12 protein-coding genes are annotated in these 16547 nt (G+C 71.1%); 9 read left to right on the top strand and 3 right to left on the bottom strand.

The features are described from left to right. Window positions 1–46: 46 nt before the first annotated feature. From F4553_RS14685 to F4553_RS14675, 3 genes are all read left to right on the top strand, one after another. Complete coding sequence (locus tag F4553_RS14685) at window positions 47–1729, top strand: adenylate/guanylate cyclase domain-containing protein (RefSeq protein WP_184836336.1); 1683 nt, start codon at window positions 47–49, stop codon at window positions 1727–1729. Beyond that, window positions 1726–2385 carry a Crp/Fnr family transcriptional regulator gene (locus F4553_RS14680; RefSeq protein WP_184836334.1) on the top strand — a complete coding sequence of 220 codons (660 nt, stop codon included), beginning with the start codon at window positions 1726–1728 and terminating at the stop codon, window positions 2383–2385. The genes F4553_RS14685 and F4553_RS14680 overlap by 4 nt, the downstream gene beginning before the upstream one ends. Window positions 2386–2675: 290 nt before the next feature. After that, on the top strand, window positions 2676–4343 hold the full coding sequence (locus F4553_RS14675; protein ID WP_184836332.1) for a serine/threonine-protein kinase: 1668 nt from the start codon (window positions 2676–2678) through the stop codon (window positions 4341–4343). A 108-nt stretch (window positions 4344–4451) separates the two neighbouring features. Here the strand turns inward: F4553_RS14675 and F4553_RS14670 are convergent, their stop codons facing one another. Next, window positions 4452–5171 (bottom strand): PP2C family protein-serine/threonine phosphatase, encoded by a 720-nt coding sequence (locus F4553_RS14670; RefSeq protein ID WP_184836330.1) that lies wholly within the window; start codon window positions 5169–5171, stop codon window positions 4452–4454. Window positions 5172–5234: 63 nt separating this feature from the next. Here F4553_RS14670 and F4553_RS42430 point away from each other — a divergent pair, with 63 nt between their 5' ends. Further along, a complete protein-coding gene (locus tag F4553_RS42430; protein ID WP_184836328.1) occupies window positions 5235–6245 on the top strand; it encodes an AAA family ATPase in 1011 nt (336 codons plus the stop codon). Here the strand turns inward: F4553_RS42430 and F4553_RS14660 are convergent. Continuing rightward, entirely contained in the window at window positions 6222–7550 is a 1329-nt protein-coding gene (locus F4553_RS14660; RefSeq protein ID WP_184836326.1) for a DUF4407 domain-containing protein, read from the bottom strand. The two genes, F4553_RS42430 and F4553_RS14660, sit on opposite strands and share 24 nt — an antisense overlap. After that, on the bottom strand, window positions 7547–8107 hold the full coding sequence (locus F4553_RS14655; protein ID WP_184836324.1) for a hypothetical protein: 561 nt from the start codon (window positions 8105–8107) through the stop codon (window positions 7547–7549). Before F4553_RS14655 ends, F4553_RS14660 begins: the two co-directional genes overlap by 4 nt. A gap of 193 nt (window positions 8108–8300) precedes the next feature. Between F4553_RS14655 and F4553_RS14650 the strand changes: the two genes are divergently transcribed. From F4553_RS14650 to F4553_RS14630, 5 genes are all read left to right on the top strand, one after another. Beyond that, the gene (locus F4553_RS14650; protein WP_184836322.1) at window positions 8301–9908 is read left to right on the top strand and encodes a DUF4331 domain-containing protein; all 1608 of its coding nucleotides are present in this window, start codon (window positions 8301–8303) and stop codon (window positions 9906–9908) included. Then, window positions 9905–11089, top strand: coding sequence for a tetratricopeptide repeat protein (locus F4553_RS14645; protein ID WP_184836320.1), 1185 nt, complete (start codon window positions 9905–9907; stop codon window positions 11087–11089). The genes F4553_RS14650 and F4553_RS14645 overlap by 4 nt, the downstream gene beginning before the upstream one ends. Before the next feature lie 146 nt (window positions 11090–11235). After that, the gene (locus tag F4553_RS14640; RefSeq protein ID WP_184836318.1) at window positions 11236–12873 is read left to right on the top strand and encodes a nickel/cobalt transporter; all 1638 of its coding nucleotides are present in this window, start codon (window positions 11236–11238) and stop codon (window positions 12871–12873) included. A gap of 154 nt (window positions 12874–13027) precedes the next feature. After that, the gene (locus F4553_RS14635; protein ID WP_281395012.1) at window positions 13028–15124 is read left to right on the top strand and encodes a glycoside hydrolase family 6 protein; all 2097 of its coding nucleotides are present in this window, start codon (window positions 13028–13030) and stop codon (window positions 15122–15124) included. A 92-nt stretch (window positions 15125–15216) separates the two neighbouring features. Further along, a complete protein-coding gene (locus F4553_RS14630) occupies window positions 15217–16485 on the top strand; it encodes an alpha-L-fucosidase (protein WP_184836316.1) in 1269 nt (422 codons plus the stop codon). The last annotated feature ends 62 nt before the right edge of the window (window positions 16486–16547 follow it).

Raw genomic sequence — 16547 nt, 5'->3', positions numbered from 1 at the left:
CGTCTGCGTACTAGTACGCACAGCGGATTTGTGACAGTCTCACCGGGTGCCGGGCCAGTCTCCGCCAGCCGCGCCGCCGGTCCGCGTCGCGGTGTGGGCAGTTCACCTCGTGCTTCCGCTGCTAGGACTGTGGTTGCTGCTCGCGCAGCCGGCGGTGGACATCGAGTGGCACGACTCCGTCAGCCACTTCTGGCTGGTCCTCGTCATCGCCGGAATCAATGTCGTGCTCGGCGCCAGGATGAGCGCCGCCGCGAAGTTCCGCGGCGACGCGCGCCTCTTCCTCGTCTCGCTCGCCTTCCTCGCCAGCGCGGGCTTCCTGATGCTGCACGCGCTCGCGACGCCCGGCGTCCTGGTGCACCACGCCAACATGGGCTTCGACATCTCCCAGCCGGTCGGCCTCGTCGTCGCCGCGGTCTTCGCCTTCGCCTCGTCGCTGCGGCTCGACGGCGCCCGGGCCGCCGCCGTGCTGCGCTCGCAGCTCGCCCTGCAGGCCGGGCTCGCCCTGGTGATCCTCGTCTGGGGGCTCGTCGGCCAGCTCGACCTGCCGCCGCTCAGCGCCCGCCCGGGGCCCCGCGACGTGGACGGCCCGCTCACCTGGATCGCACTGGGCGCGGTGGTGCTGTTCCTGGTCGCCGCGTTCCGCTACCACCGGATGCACCGGCGGGCTCCGGCCGCGATGCTGGTCAGCGTGCTCACGGCGTTTGCGCTGCTCGCCGAGGCCACGCTCGCGGTGGTGCTGGCCCGCAAGTGGGCGCTGTCGTGGTGGGAGTGGCACGTCCTGCTCGCCTTCGCCTTCGGGTTCGTCGCCTACAGCGCCTACGTGGAGTACAAGCGGGAGGGGTCCAGCGCCGGGATCTTCGATGCGATCACGCTGGAGGAGACGGCCCGCGCGATCCGGGCCGAATACGGCGCGGCGCTTGAGGAGCTGGTCACGGAGTTGCAGGAGCGCGAACGCGACGGGGTGACCGAATCGAGTGCACCGATCGCCGCCCGGCTCGCCGAGAAGTTCGGGCTGACCGAGGGGCAGACCGCCGTACTCGACAGGGCCGCCGCCGCGCTCTCCGCGGAGCGTGAGGTGAGCCGCCGCCTCGGGACGCTCTTCCATCACTATCTCTCGCCCGACGTGGCCGCGGCCCTGCTCGCGGACCCGGAGCAGGCCGCGCTGGGCGGCTCGGTGGTGGAGGTGACCGCGCTCTTCGCGGACCTACGCGGATTCACCACCTTCTCCGAAGGGGTGGCGCCCGGCGAGATCGTGGAGATGCTCAACCGCTATCACGGCGTGGCGGTGCCGTGCATCCTCGACAACGGCGGCACGGTGGTGCAGTTCGTCGGCGACGCGCTGCTCGCGCTCTTCAACGCGCCCGCCCGCCAGCCCGACCATGCCCTGCGGGCGATCCGGGCCGCGCTCGCGATGCAGCGAGCCGTCGACGGGATCGCCGCTGGCCAGCCCGACTGGCCGAGGTTCCGGATCGGCCTCAACACCGGACCCGCGCTCGTCGGCAACATCGGCAGCGAGACCCTGCGCGGCTTCAACGCGATGGGCGACGCGGTCAACGTCGCCGCGCGGCTGCAGACCCTCGCCGAACCCGGCCAGGTCGTCGTCGGCGCGGCGACCCTCGCGCTGGCAGGCCCGTCGGCGGTCCAGGCGGTCCCGCTCGGCGAGCTTGCGGTCAAAGGCAGGATCCAGCCGGTACGCGCGTTCGCCGTCACCGGGTGGACACCGGCGTGACCTCGGATTTCTGGTCCCAGCTCACCGAGGCCGAGCAGGCCGAGTTCATCCGGCGCAGCGGTCGGCGGCACTGGCGCCGGGGCGACGTGCTCTGCCGCCAGGACGACGACTCCGACTGGGTGGCGTTGATCGAGGAAGGCCGGGTCAAGGCCTCCAACCACACCGCCGGTGGATCCGAGGTGGTGCTCGCCGTCCGGGGACCCGGTGCGCTGCTGGGGGAGTTGGCAGCCGTCGACGCGCAGCCCCGGTCGGCGACGGTGCAGGCGCTGGAGCCGGTGACCGCGCTGGTGATGCCGCCGCACGAGTTCCAGGCATATCTGCAGGCCAACGGCCGGGTGGCGCTGCTGCTGATGCGGGTGCTCGCGGAGCGGCTGCGCGACGCCGACCGCAAGCGGATCGAGTTCGGCGCCCAGGACAGCACCGGTCGGGTCGCCGCCCGTCTGGTCGAGCTCGCGGAGCGGTTCGGCGCACCGGTCGCCGAGGGCATCCAGATCGCGCTGCCGCTGTCGCAGGACGAGCTGGCCGGCTGGGTCGGGGCCTCGCGGGAGGCGGTGAGCAAGGCGCTCGGCGTGCTGCGCGGTGCGGGCTGGATCCGCACCAGCCGGCTGTCGGTGGTCGTCCTCGATCTCGAAGCATTACGCGACCGGGCCCGCTAGCAGCACCCGCCACGTGACCGCCGGCGGCGTTGCTCGTCACATTATGTGCAAAAACCGCACACGGCGGCGCCGTACGCCAGGCCGGCTGCCGCGAAGCGGGCGCTCCAATCCGACAGATCGTGGGATGACCAGGCCCGATGGTTATCGTCTAATGTGAATGCGCCGCAGCGGCGGACTCCTCTGTCAGATGCGCACATCGCGACAGTATTGCGATCGGTGCGATACCGCCCGACGGGACTTCTCACGCGGCAGGCCGTATGGCATTCTGACGCCCGACATGGGGGAGACAGATGCGGGAAATAGCCGGATACCAGATCGTGCGCCGTCTTGGCGAAGGCGGCATGGGATCGGTCTATCTTGCCGAGGCGCCGGACGGGCGCCAGGTCGCGGTCAAGGTGATTCGCAGCGAGCTGCTCGAGCGTGAGGAGTTCCGGGCCCGCTTCCGCAGCGAGGTGACCCGGGCGCAGACGGTGCCGCCGTTCTGCACCGCCGAGGTGATCGAGGCCGACCCCGATCACGATCCTCCCTACCTGGTCATCGAGTATGTTGACGGACCCAACCTGGCCCAGGCGATGCGCGAGTCGGGCCCGCTCAAGGGCGCCGCGCTGCACAGCCTCGCCGTCGGGGTCGCCACCGCGCTGACCGCGATCCACGGCGCCGGTGTCGTGCACCGCGACCTCAAACCCGGCAACGTGCTGCTCTCCCGGGGCAGCGTCAAGGTGATCGACTTCGGCATCGCCCGGGAGGTCGACACCTCCACCGCGCTGACCAGCCACAACCAGGTGATGGGCACGGTGCCCTACATCTCGCCGGAGCGGCTCGCCGGGTCCAGCGGGCTCACCGCGGCGGCCGACATCTTCGCCTGGGGTGCCGTGATCGCCTTCGCCGCGACGGGGCGGACGCCGTTCGGCGGCGACACCCCCGCCACGACGGCGATCCGGATCATGACCGAGCCGCCGAACCTCGACGGGCTGACGGGTCCGCTGCGCGACATCGTCGAGCGCACCCTCGCCAAGGATCCCGAGGAGCGGCCGACCGCCCGTGAGCTGCTCGACTTCCTGCTGACCGGGTCCGTCGCCGCGCGTACGGTGGCGGTGCCGAAGGATGTCGCCGCGGTGCGGGCCGCGACCACGGTCGATCTCGGCTCCACTGTGGAGAAGCGACCGGCCGGGCGGGGTCGACGGATCGCGCTCATCGCGACCGCCCTCGTGCTGGTGGCCGGGATCGCCGGTGCCGGAGCCTATGCGAGCGGGTTGTTCACCCCCGGCGGAGCGAGCGCCGACCCGATCACCACGCCGACCGCTCAGACCACCGCGTCGCCCTCGCCGCTGCCGTCGCCGTCGACCGCGTTCAGCGGCGAGCAGCAGCTCGCCGCCGGGCTGCCGCTCCTCCACAACGAGACGCTCACCAAGATCGGCCTCTGGATCGAGCGTGAGGACAAGCCGAAGAAGGCGACCTGCAAGCTCAGCGCGGACGGGTTGACGGCGACGGTCGCCGCCGTGCTCTACGCCTGCCCCGGGCCGAAGGACAGCCTCGGCGACACCGCCGTCTTCGTCGACGTGCGGGCGTCGCCCGGCACCTGCGCCGCGATCTGGTGGCGCAAGAGCAACACGGTCGGCTACGTCCTGCAGCTCTGCGATCTGATCGCCCAGTTCGGCGTGCACCGGAAGGCGTCGACGGACAACTACTCGATGACGTTGAACGCTCCCGTCAACGACAAGCCCACGCGGATCGGCGTCGTGATGATCGGCAGCCAGATCACCTTCTACCAGGACGGCGTCTCCATCGGCGCCTGGACCAACGTCGAAGTGGCGAAGGGCTGGGTCTCGCTCGGGACCTTCCAGAAGGACGAGGGCTCGAACGACCCGGCGCACCAGGCCCACTTCACCAACGTCCGGATCTACGGCACCTCCGGCAGCACCCAGCCGGCGTCGCCGTCGGCGAGCCCGTCGTCCTGACGTAGCGCGTTTCACGCCAAGATCGCCGCAACTCTTCAAGAGTTGGTGCTTCAGGCCGCCAGGCCTTAACACCAACTCTTGAAGAGTTGCGGCGATCTTGTGGTTGGGTCAGGCGGTGACTGCGTCGGCGACGACGACCGTGACGTTGTCCGGTGCGCCCGCCTGGAGCGCGAGCTTGATCAGCCGGTCGGCGCACAGGCGCAGCCGCGGATGGGCGGCGAGCACCTCGGTGATCGCCTGGTCGGTGACGATGTCCGAGAGTCCGTCGCTGCAGATCAGGAACCGGTCGCCGACCCGCACGTCGATGATCGCGACCGTCGGCTCGAAGTGACCGCCCTGCACCGCCTGCGTGATCAGCGAACGCTGCGGGTGGTGCCGGGCCTCCTCGCGGGGGAGCAGGCCCTGGTCGACGAGCGACTGCACGTAGGTGTCGTCCCTCGTGAGCTGCTCAAGCTTCTCGTCGCGCAACCGGTAGGCGCGGGAGTCGCCGACATGCAGGATCGCCAGGCGCTCCTCGCGCAGGAAGAGGGCACTCACCGTCGTGCCCATGCCGTCGGTCGCCCGATCGGTCTCGGCCACCTGCCGGATCCGCTGGTTGGCGGCGTCGATGGCGGCTCGCATCAGGGTCAACGGGTCCTCGTTGTTGACCATGGTCTCGACCTTCGCCAGGGCGGCGATGACGATCTGACTTGCGACCTCACCCGAGGGCTGCCCGCCGATGCCGTCCGCGACGGCGATCAGGTGCGGTCCGGCATGTGCCGAGTCCTCATTATTTGGCCGAATCAGACCAGGGTCGGTCACGGCCACGGAATGCAGGATCAGGCTCATGGTCCATAGCCTGCCCTGTCGACCGTCGAATTGTCTCTAGGCAGTTCTGCCTATTGTTAGCCGGTGACACCGACAGCCCTCATCGGCCGGCGCGGGGAGCTCGCCGAGCTCACCCGGGCCTGGTCCCGCGTGACGTCGGTCCAGGCCGGGCCCAGTGTCGCGGTCATCACCGGCGCGTCGGGCATCGGCAAGAGCCGACTGGTACGCGAGGCGCTGCACTCCTTCACCCCCGCGCCCGTGCCGGTGCTCGCCGGGACGGCCAGGCTGCACGATCCGGCGCCCTACGACTGGCTCGCCGCCGTGCTGAGCCGCCGGGACGTCCACGACGCCTCCCTGCCGCCGGACGGGCTCGCCTGGCTTGCCCAGCACCCCGACGCGCCCGCGGTCCGCTACGCCCCCGGCGCCCTGCTGCGGATCGCCGTGCGGACGGTCCGGGCCCTGATCGGCACCGGACCGGCCTGCCTCGTCGTGGAGGACCTGCACGCCCTCGACCCGGCCAGCCTCAACCTGCTCGGTGAGCTCGCCGACGAGCCGGGCCTGCCCGCGCTGCTGCTGATCACGAGCCGTCCACCGGAGCATCCGCTGGTGGCGCGGACGGTCGCCCGGCTCGCCGGTGCCCCCGGTGCGATCCGGCAGCACCTGGGCCGGCTCAGCGTGGCCGAGGTGGCGGAGTTCCTCGACGACCGGTTCGGCGACGGTGTGACGCCGGAGCTCGCCGAGGCGGTCTGGTCGCGGACCAACGGCAACCCCTACTGGCTGATGGAGCTGCTCGCCGCCGTACGGGGACACGAACCGCAGGCGCTCGTCACCGAGCCGCTCCCGGCCCACCTGAGCCTCGACGCGGCACCGCTGTCGGAGTCGGCCGAGACGCTCTTCACCTCGGCCGGGGCGGACCTGACCGGGCGGGAGGAGGAGGTGCTCGCCTGCCTCGCCGCCGGGATGTCCAACAAGCAGGTCGCCCGCTCGCTGGACATCTCCGTCAAGACCGTCGCCGTGCACGTCTCCAACCTGCTCCGCAAGACCGGTTCGGCCTCGCGGACCGAGGTCGCGCTATGGGCGCTGCGACGGGGTTGAGCCCGGCCGGGACCAGCGCTGCTCCAGGTCCTCGACGATCCCGTCGCGCTGCGAGAGCAGCCCGGCGGAGTGGCGGACGTCGTCGACGGCGAGCTCGCTGCGCCGCCGCTGCGACCAGGCCCGCGAGCCGTCGGCCTCGGCGCCCGCCGCCGCCTCGAAGTTCTGCTCGCCGACCGCGAGGCGCCGGGCGTAGAGCCGGTCGTAGGTCGTGGCACCGCCGGTGAACTTGACCAGCGCGGGCGCGCAGTCGACCAGGATGAACAGCAGCCGGACCGCCCAGATGCCCAGGCCCAGGCTGGAGTGCTGCTCGCCGAGCTTGTGCAGCGCCTCCATCCGCTCCAGCAGGCCGATGCCGCGCTGGTGGTCGCGCTTCTCGGCGACCTGTCCCTCGATGAAGGCGCCCCGGGTCTGCCCCCAGGACGCCGTCGCATCACTGATCTTCGTGGTGAGGCTGACGACCGTGGCGTCGAGGGCGGAGAGCTGCTGGTGGCGCAGCGGCACCTGGTGGTTCTTCTCGTAGGCGTCGGCCTCGGCCTTCAACCGGCGACAGTTGGGACCGTAGCCATACCGGCCGGTGAGCCCGTTGCCGGAGACTCCCGCGCACTCGCGGCGCTCGTTCTCCCGCAGGACGGCCAGGGCCTTGTCGAAGTCGGCGACCTCGGCCTTCTGCGTCGCGGCGAGCGCGCTCTTGGACGCCAGCTCGTCGCGCATCGCCTGGAGGTCCTTGGAGACCGGGACGAGGTAGCCGTCGCACCCGGCGGGCGCCTTCGCGACGGGCGGCAGCGGGTTGCACGTCTCCAGCCTGCTGCGGTAGTCGGCGACCGCCTGCGTCCGGTCGTCACGGACCTGCTGCTCGACGGCGGTCTCGAAGACGCGCAGCACGAGCGGCTCGGCGATGACGATGCCGAAGAAGACCGCCATCGTGATGCGCAGCAGCAGCGTGGGCAGGCGGCGGCGCAGGTCGGGTCCGAGCGGGGTGGCGACGAGCCAGCGGTCGAAGTTGAGGATCAGCACGAACCAGACCAGCGCGGGCAGCATGACCAGCGGGCTGTCGATGTCGAGGGCCTGCGAGACGGCGAACGACATCGAGAAGAAGGCGAGCGTGGCGGTGGTGAGGACCGCGCCGCCGAGCCCGGTGTAGCGGGGGCGCTCCTGCGGCACCCAGGCGAGGAGCTGCTCGTCGACCCCGGCGAAGCGGCGGAAGAGCCGCCCGACGTTCCACCGGCCGGGCATCGGTGCCGGTCCGCCCGGTGCGGGCGCGAGTGCCGGCGGGGGAGCGGGAGTGGGGTCGTCGGTCGTCGTCACAGGCCGGTCCCTTCCATGCGAATCTCGACCTGGACCACCTGGATCGCGAGGCCCGGGATGTCGGGTGGTGCCAGCGCGAGCTGCGCGATGATGCGGCGGTGCACCTGCCGGGCCGCCTCGGGCATCCGGGTGGCGTCGAACTCGGTGGCGAGCCAGCGCATCCGCTGATCCTGGCCGAGATGGCCGAGGAGCAGCGGTGCGAGGTCGCTCAGGCCCTGCTGCGCGACGGCTGCGGCGTCCAGGACCCGGCAGAGGAAGCTGATCCGGGCGGAGAAGTCGGCGGCCGGATCGGGCGAGGCGACCGGGAACTCGACCTCGACGGTCCTGGGCCGCATGTCGACGAGCGCGACGGCGGTCGCCACGACGACGTGGTGCTCGTTCGGCCGCAGCGGTCCGTGCACCGGACGCACCCGGTAGGCACCGTCCACATCGAACACCAGCGTCGTGCCGGGTCGACGGACGGGCAGGTCATCGAGGTCTCGTCTGCGTACGCCGAGCCGCGATCTCGGTGCGGGCGCGAGGATCTGCTCTTCCAGCACCGGAAACGGCTCCCCCATGAGCGCGATCGTATCCGCGCCGGTGGCCATCGCGCTGTCCCACCGGCCGTCCCGAGTAGAGCATTCGATGCCGTTCACCGTGTGGATGGGTGGGTGACCGAAGGCCGACAAGCGCACATCCAGGGCCGTCACCGTGTCGAAGTGCTCGTGCGGACGCGCCCCTCGCGGCCGCGAACACTGGGAGGAACGACCAATGATCCGACGCAGAGCGGTGGCCCTGACCGCGCTGAGCGGCGTGCTCCTTCTCGCCGCGTGGCACGGGCTCGGCCCCTCGGGCGCAGTCGCGTCCAGCCACCGTGAGGCACCGTTGATCGCCGCCGACCCCGCGGCCGACAACACCGACCTCTACGCCTTCGTCAGCCCCGACCGCCCCGGCTACGTCACCTTCGTGGCCAACTGGGTGCCGTTCGAGGACCCCGACGGCGGCCCCAACTTCTACCCCTTCGCCACCGACGCCGTCTACAACATCAATGTCGACAACGACGGGGACGCCAAGGCGGACGCCGTCTTCCGGTGGACCTTCGAGAACGTCGACAAGCGCGGCAACGGCACCTTCCTCTACGCCAACGGGCCGGTGACCTCGCTCGACGACGAGAACCTGCTCTTCAGGCAGACCTACACGCTGGAGTCGTCGTTCAACGGCGAGCCCTTCAAGGTACGCAGCACCGAGACCCCGGTGGCGCCGTCGCGGGTGGGCAAGGCCTCGATGCCCGACTACAAGGTCCTGCGCGATCAGGCGGCGATCAAGCTGCCGGGCGGCTGGCGGATCTTCGCCGGGCAGGCGGACGACCCGTTCTTCCTGGACCTGCGGGTCTTCGACCTGCTCTACGGCGGCGACCTGAGCGAGGTCGGCCGGGACACCCTCGCGGGCTACAACGTCAACACGATCGTGCTGGAGGTGCCGTTCAAGGACGTGGCGCTGAAGGCCGATGCGAGCCGCAATCCCGTCATCGGTGTCTGGAGCACCACCGACCGGGCCCGCGTCCGCGTCTCCGGCAAGGCGGCGCCGGTCGGCAAGGACCGGGTGCAGGTGTCGCGCCTGGGCAACCCGCTCGTCAACGAGGTGGTCGTACCGGCCGGGTTGAAGGACGCCTTCAACTCGATCAGCCCCGACAAGGACGCCAAGATCCCGGCGGTCGTGGCCCGGGTGACCGATCCCGAGGTACCCAAGCTCATCCAGGCGATCTACAACGTGCCGGCACCGGCGGCACCGCGTAACGACCTGGTCGAGATCTTCCTGACCGGCATCACAACGAAGGCGAACGGTCCGATCAAGGCGGACCTCAACTCGCAGCTCAACAACGCCGATGTCGATCCGAAGAAGTTCCAGCCGGCCGAGGAACTGCGCCTCAACCTCTCCGTCCCGCAGGCCGCGACGCCCAACCGGCTCGGCGTCATCGCGGGTGACCTGCAGGGCTTCCCCAACGGTCGGCGGCTCACCGACGACGTCGTCGACATCGGGCTGCAGGCGCTGATGGGCGCCGCGCAGACCGGCAAGATCGTCGACGCGATCGCCACCGGTGACAAGGTCGACGCCAACGACACCGCGTTCGGGGAGACCTTCCCCTTCGTGGCCCTGCCCCACCTGACCAGGGGCGGTGGCGCCGTACCGGGAGCGGCCGCGCCGAGCCCGTCCACCGCTGCGGCCACCCCTTCCCTGGCGGCCGCAGGGGCGACGGGTGCGGGTGACGACACGCTGGCGATCGTCGCCGTCGGCGGCGGGCTCGCCCTGCTGCTGCTCTTCGTCGCCGGCTGGTGGTGGCGGATGCGCCGCAAGCCCGCGGGGGAAGTCAGTCCATGAGAACGTCGATCGGGGGTGCGGTTCGCCGCACCCCCCTCCTCCTCACCGTGGTGGCGGCGCTGCTCGCCCTGGGCGCCTTCGCCGTCCGCCCCGCCACCGCGCCGGACGACACCGGGCAGACCGTGGTCCTGACCAGCGCCGACGATCAGCTCGAAGCCTCGATCACCCGGATGCAGGGGCGGCTGCGCGACCTGCCCGGCGACTGGCAGACCTGGGCCGCGCTGGGGATGGCCTACCTGGAGCGGGCGCGGATCACCGTCGATCCCGGCTTCTATGCCCGGGCCGAGGGCGCCTTCGCCGAGTCCGCCCGGCTGCGTCCGGGCAATCCGGAGGCGCTCACCGGCCTGGGCGCGCTCGCCAACGCCCGCCACGACTTCGGCGCGGCCCGGACCCTCGCCCGCACGGCGCTCGCCGCCAACGCCTGGTCCGCGGAGGCTGCCGGGGTGCTCGCCGATGCGGAGACGCAGCTCGGCAACGCGGCTGCGGCGACCGACGCGGTGCAGCGGATGCTGGACCTGCGGCCGGGGCTGCCCGCCTATGCGAGGGCCGCCTATGACCTGGAGCAGCACGGGCGGGTCGACGAGGCGGGCGACCTGTGGCGCCGGGCCCTCGCCGACGCGACCGGCCCCGCCGAGCAGGCCTATGTCCGCCAGCAGCTCGGCGATCTCGCCTGGAACACCGGCGACACCGTCACGGCCGCCCGCGAATACGGCCTCGGGCTCGCCGCCCAGCCCACCCTGATCGGCCTGCGGCACGGCCGGGCCCGGGTCAGCGGTTCGCTCACGGAGTGGGCGTCGCTGGTCCAGGCGGCACCGACCCCCACCCTCCTCATCGAGTACGCCCACCGCCTGCACGACGCCGGTCGCCCCTCCGAGGCGGCGGCCCAGCTCGACCTGGCCGAGGCGGCGTTGAAGCTCTTCGCGGCCGGTGGCGGTGCCGACGACCTGACCGCCGCCGAGCTCGCGATCGCCCGGCGGCAACCGGCCGACGCCGTACGCCTGGCCCGTCGCGAGTGGCAGCGACGCCAGCACGCCGACGTGGCCGATGTCCTCGGCTGGGCGCTGCACCTCGCGGGCGACGACCGCACGGCACTCACCTTCGCCCGCCGCGCGACGGCGCTCGGCAACCGCAGCGCCACCTACGCCACGCACCTGACCGCCATCGAACGGAGCCTGTCATGAAACCGATCGCCCGCCACGTGGCCGCTGGCGGCGCTGCCCCCTTAGCACCAACTCTTCAAGAGTTGCGGCGATCTTGGGGGCTGGCCAGGCTGCGCGGCGTGCCTGGCCGGCGCGCAGGGGACGGGCGGCGTGGGCGGGTGATGTCCGTGATCCTGGGTGGTCTGCTCGCCGGTGTCGCCCTGGTGCTGCTCGGCCCGGCCGCCGCCGCGAGCGCGCACCCGCTCGGCAACTTCTCGATCAACCATCTCGCCGCCCTGGAACTGCACCCCGAGCGGGTGGACCTGCGTGTCATCGTCGACTTCGCCGAGCTGCCGACGTTGCAAGCGAAGTCCACGATGGACACCACCGGTAGGCGGCCCTGCGCGGCCCTCGCCACCGACCTCGCCGTCACCGTGGCGGGCGAGCCGCTGCGCTGGACGCTGTCGACGGCGTCCCTCGCCTATCACCCGGGCGCGGCCGGGCTGGAGACAAGTCTGCTGACCTGCGGGTTCACGGCACCAGCCCGGTTGAGGTCGGTGGCCGAGGTCCGGATCGCCGACGGGGTCTTCGCCGATCGGGTGGGCTGGCGGGAGCTGACCGCCACCGGTGACGGGGTGGCGCTCGGCGCGGGTGCCCCGCCGAGCCGTTCGGTCAGCGACGAACTGCGCGACTACCCCCGCGACCTGCTCACCTCCCCGCTCGACATGCGAGCAGCCACCTTCACGGCCACCCCCGCCACGTTTTGCAGCAGAACGGGGTCTCCGCAGGGGTCCGATGCCACGCTTTGCAGCAAAACGTGGCAGGGGGCGGGCGGTGGTGACGGAACCGCCGCCGGGGCTGCGGGAGGCGCCGGGGCTGCGGGAGGCGCCGGGGCGGCGGGGGCGTCGTCGGCGATGGAGAGTGCCGGGCTGTGGGGGGCCGAGATCTGGTTGCGGGACGTGGTGGGGTCCGACGGGATCACGCCGCTGGTCGGAGTGCTGGCTGTGCTGCTCGCCCTCGCGCTCGGTGCCGGGCACGCCGCGCTGCCGGGCCACGGCAAGACCGTGATGGCGGTCTACCTGGCGGGCCGGGCGGGCCGGCCGAGGGACGCGCTCGCCGTCGGCCTCACGGTGACGGCGACGCACACCGGTGGCGTACTCATCGTGGGGTTGTTGCTGACCACGACCGCGAGTCTCAGCGGTGAGTCGTTGCTCGGCTGGTTGGGGATCGCCAGCGGAGCGCTGGTGATCCTCGTCGGTGGCGGCATGCTGCTGGGAGCGCTGCGGCACCGCCGCAGCCGGGGGACCGACCACGGCGACCCGATGCTCGCGCATACGCACGGCGGGCAGGGGCAGCACCGCGACGATCATGCCCACATCGGACCTCATCATGATCCGGCAGGTCACGAGCACGGCCACGACGGACACCAGCATGTCCACGGCCACAACCATGGACACGGCCACGGACATGGAGCCGACCACACCCATGGCGGACACGGCCACGGCGGGCATCGGCACGGCGGGTGGGGACTGGCCGGGATGGGGATCGCGGGCGGGCTCGTGCCGAGCCCTTCGGCGCTCGTCGTTCTGCTCGGCGCGGTGGGTCTGGGGCGAACGGGATTCGGTGTGTTTCTGGTTCTCGCCTACGGCCTCGGGATGGCGATGACACTCACCGTCGCCGGACTGGTGATTTTGCGTCTGCGGGACCGCTGGGCTGGGCGGCGATGGATGTCGCGGTTGACGGCGACACACCCCTCCGTCACGGCCGGATTGGTCATCGCGCTCGGCTGTGGACTCATCGGCAGGGCCGCTGGCCTGCTCGGTTGAGCTCCACAACCGACATTTGCCGGGAGTTGCGCCAACGTTTCCAGACTGTTGCGGTGGGAGCGTTCCCATGACATGATGGCGGTCAATTCACCCCCCACGGATGCGTCACAGCCCACTCCACGGACCGTGACAAAATCTCAACGAGGAGCACCCGATGAGATTCACCCCCCTGCGTGGTATCGCGCAGTCACCGCTGCGTCGGGCGCTGGTCGCCGCGACAGCGGTGGCGCTCGGCACCACCATGGTAGTCAGCGTGGCCACCTCGGCCAGCGCCGCCGCTGGCTGCCGCGTCGATTACACGATCTCCAGCCAGTGGCCCGGAGGATCGTCCACCAACGTCACCGTGACCAACCTCGGTGACCCGATCTCCGGCTGGACCCTCACCTGGACCTTCCCGGTGGCCGGCCAGGCCGTCGGATCGGGCTGGAGCGGCAACTGGTCGCAGTCCGGCCAGAACGTGACCGTCACGAACCTCTCGTGGAACGGCAACCTCGGCACCGGCGCCAGCACGGGCCTCGGCTTCAACGGCACCTGGACCACGAGCAACCCGGTCCCGGCGCAGTTCAAGCTCAACGGTGTCATCTGCACCGGCGGTGTCACCCCGAGCGGGTCGACCTCCCCGTCGGCCTCGGCGTCGGCGTCTCCCTCGGCTTCGGCCTCGCCGTCGACGAGCCCGAGCACCAGCGTCAAGTCGATCATCCTGACGCCGACCAGCCTGGTCGTCGCCGAGGGCGGCACCGGCACGGTCAACGTCAAGCTGAGCGCGGCCCCCACGGCCAACGTGACGGTGGCGCTGGCCCGGACCGGTGACACGAGCATCACCGCACCGGCGTCGGTCACCCTGACCTCGGCCAACTGGAGCACCGGCGTCAACGCGTCGATCGCTGCGGCCGAGGACAGCGACCAGACCAACGGCACGGCCACGATCGCGGCCACCGCCAGCGGTTACACCAGCGCGTCGGTCAACATCACCGAGGCGGACAACGACATCGTCGGTCGCGTGGACAACCCGTACGCGGGTGCCCGTGGCTACGTCAACCCGGAGTGGAAGGCGAAGGCGCAGGCCGAAACCGGTGGAAGCCGGATCGCCAACACCCCGACCGCGGTGTGGCTGGACCGGATCGCCGCCATCGCGGGGACCTCGGGCAGCAGCTCGAACGGCTCGATGGGTCTCGCTGACCACCTCGACGCCGCGCTGGCTCAGTACAACGCCGGCACCGGTCCGCTGACCGTCCAGTTCGTCATCTACAACCTGCCCGGCCGCGACTGCTCGGCGCTCGCCTCCAACGGCGAGCTCGGCACCGGTGACCTGGCCCGCTACAAGGCGGAGTACATCGACCCGATCGCCGCGATCGAGGCGCAGTCGAAGTACGCCCCGCTGCGCATCATCAACGTGATCGAGATCGACTCCCTGCCGAACCTCGTCACCAACACCAACGTGGCCACCTGCGCCACGATGAAGGCGAACGGCGGCTACGTCCAGGGCATCGGTTACGCCCTGAACAAGCTCGGCGCCCTCGCCAACACCTACAACTACATCGACGCCGCGCACCACGGCTGGATCGGCTGGGACACCAACTTCGGCCCGTCCGCGCAGATCATGTACGAGGCCGCGGTGGCCTCGGGCAACGTCAACAACGTGCACGGCTTCATCACCAACACGGCCAACTACTCCGCGCTGGTCGAGCCCAACTTCACCATCAACTCGACGGTGAACGGCACCTCGGTCCGCCAGGCCAAGTGGGTCGACTGGAACTTCTACGTCGACGAGCTCTCGTTCGCGCAGGCGTTCCGCACCAAGCTGGTCCAGACCGGCTTCAACGCCAACATCGGCATGCTGATCGACACCTCGCGTAACGGCTGGGGCGGCTCCGCCCGTCCGACGGGCCCCGGCCCGACGACCAGCGTCGACGCGTTCGTCAACGGTGGCCGCATCGACCGGCGTATCCACGCCGGTAACTGGTGCAACCAGGCGGGCGCCGGCCTCGGCGAGCGTCCCACGGCCGCACCGGCGACCGGCATCGACGCCTACGTCTGGGTGAAGCCTCCGGGCGAGTCCGACGGCTCCAGCTCCCTCATCCCGAACAACGAGGGCAAGGGCTTCGACCGGATGTGTGACCCGACCTACACGGGTAACGAGCGCAACGGCAACAGCATGACCGGTGCGCTCTCGGGCGCCCCGATCTCCGGTGCCTGGTTCTCGGCGCAGTTCCAGCAGCTCATGCAGAACGCGTACCCGCCGCTCTCGTAATTCGCACGGTAAGTAGGAAGGGCGGGGCGTCCATCGCGGGCGCCCCGCCTTCTTCGTGCCCGCCGCAGAGTCCAGAAATCGGAGGCAACGCCATGACAATGCAGCCCTGGTTCCCCGGCGCGAAGCTCGGCATCTTCATCCACTGGGGGATCTACGCCGTGGACGGGGTGGCCGAGTCGTGGTCCTTCTACACCGGCGACGTCCCCTACGAGACCTATCTGAGGCAGGCGGCCGGATTCACCGCGGCGAAGTACGACCCGGCCGAGTGGGCCCGCCTCTTCGCCAGGGCGGGCGCCCGGTACGCCGTCCTCACCGCCCGCCACCACGACGGCTTCGCCCTCTGGGACACCGCGGTCTCGGACCTGTCGGTCATGCGTACCCCGGCCGGGCGGGATCTCATCGGACCCTACGTCGACGCCCTGCGCGCCGTCGGGCTCCGGGTCGGGCTCTACTACTCGCACTCGGACTGGTCGCATCCCGACTACGCAAGCGTGCCCTTCGTCGACCCGGACCGGGAGTGGGACGACGGGAACCGGTTCGCCACGGCGGCCCCCGGGACCTCGGATCCCGTTCGCTGGCAGCGGTACCTCGCCTATCGGGAGGCGCAGATCGGGGAGCTCGTGTCGGCGTACCGGCCGGATCTGCTCTGGTTCGACGGCGAGTGGGAGCGCGGCGAGCGGCAGTGGCGGATGCGCGAGCTGCGCGACACCCTCGCCGAGTGGGCACCCGAGACCATCCTGAATGGACGGATGGGCGGTTACGGCGACTACGCCACCCCGGAGCAGGGGCTGCCGATCGTGGCGCCGGACGGGCCCTGGGAGCTGTGCCTCACCGTCAACGACTCGTGGGGCTTCCAGCACCGCGACACCAACTTCAAGTCGGTGCGGGAGCTGGTCCGCTGGTTCACCGAGGTGATCGGCGCGGGCGGCAACCTGCTGCTCGACGTGGGTCCGCGCGAGGACGGCACGATCCCGCCCGAGTCGGTACAGCGCCTGGAAGGCCTGGGCGACTGGATCGCGAAGCACGCGGAGGCGGTCTACGGCACGGTCGCCGGGCTGCCGCCCGGGCACCACTACGGGCCCAGCACGCTCTCGGCGGACCGGCGCACGATCTACCTGACCTGCCTGGACATCCCCCGCGAGATCGTCACGATCCGGGGGCTGCGCAATGCCGTGCGGCGGGTCCGGGTGGTCGGCTCCGGCGCCGAGCTCGCCCACCGGGGGTCCGGCGGCCACGGCGAGGTCCCCGGCGTCACGGTCATCACCGCACCCGCCCCGGCCGACCTCGACGATTACGCCACGATCATCGCCGTGGAGCTGGATGGAGAGCTGGACCTCTACCGAGGCACCGGTCGAGCCTGACCACAGCCGCAACGCGCACCCGCGGGCGTAGGATCCCGAGAAACCGATTACACAACCTGTTT

This window comes from Allocatelliglobosispora scoriae, from assembly GCF_014204945.1.
GTDB classification, from domain to species: domain Bacteria; phylum Actinomycetota; class Actinomycetes; order Mycobacteriales; family Micromonosporaceae; genus Allocatelliglobosispora; species Allocatelliglobosispora scoriae.
This window is presented reverse-complemented; position numbering and strand designations above follow the sequence as displayed.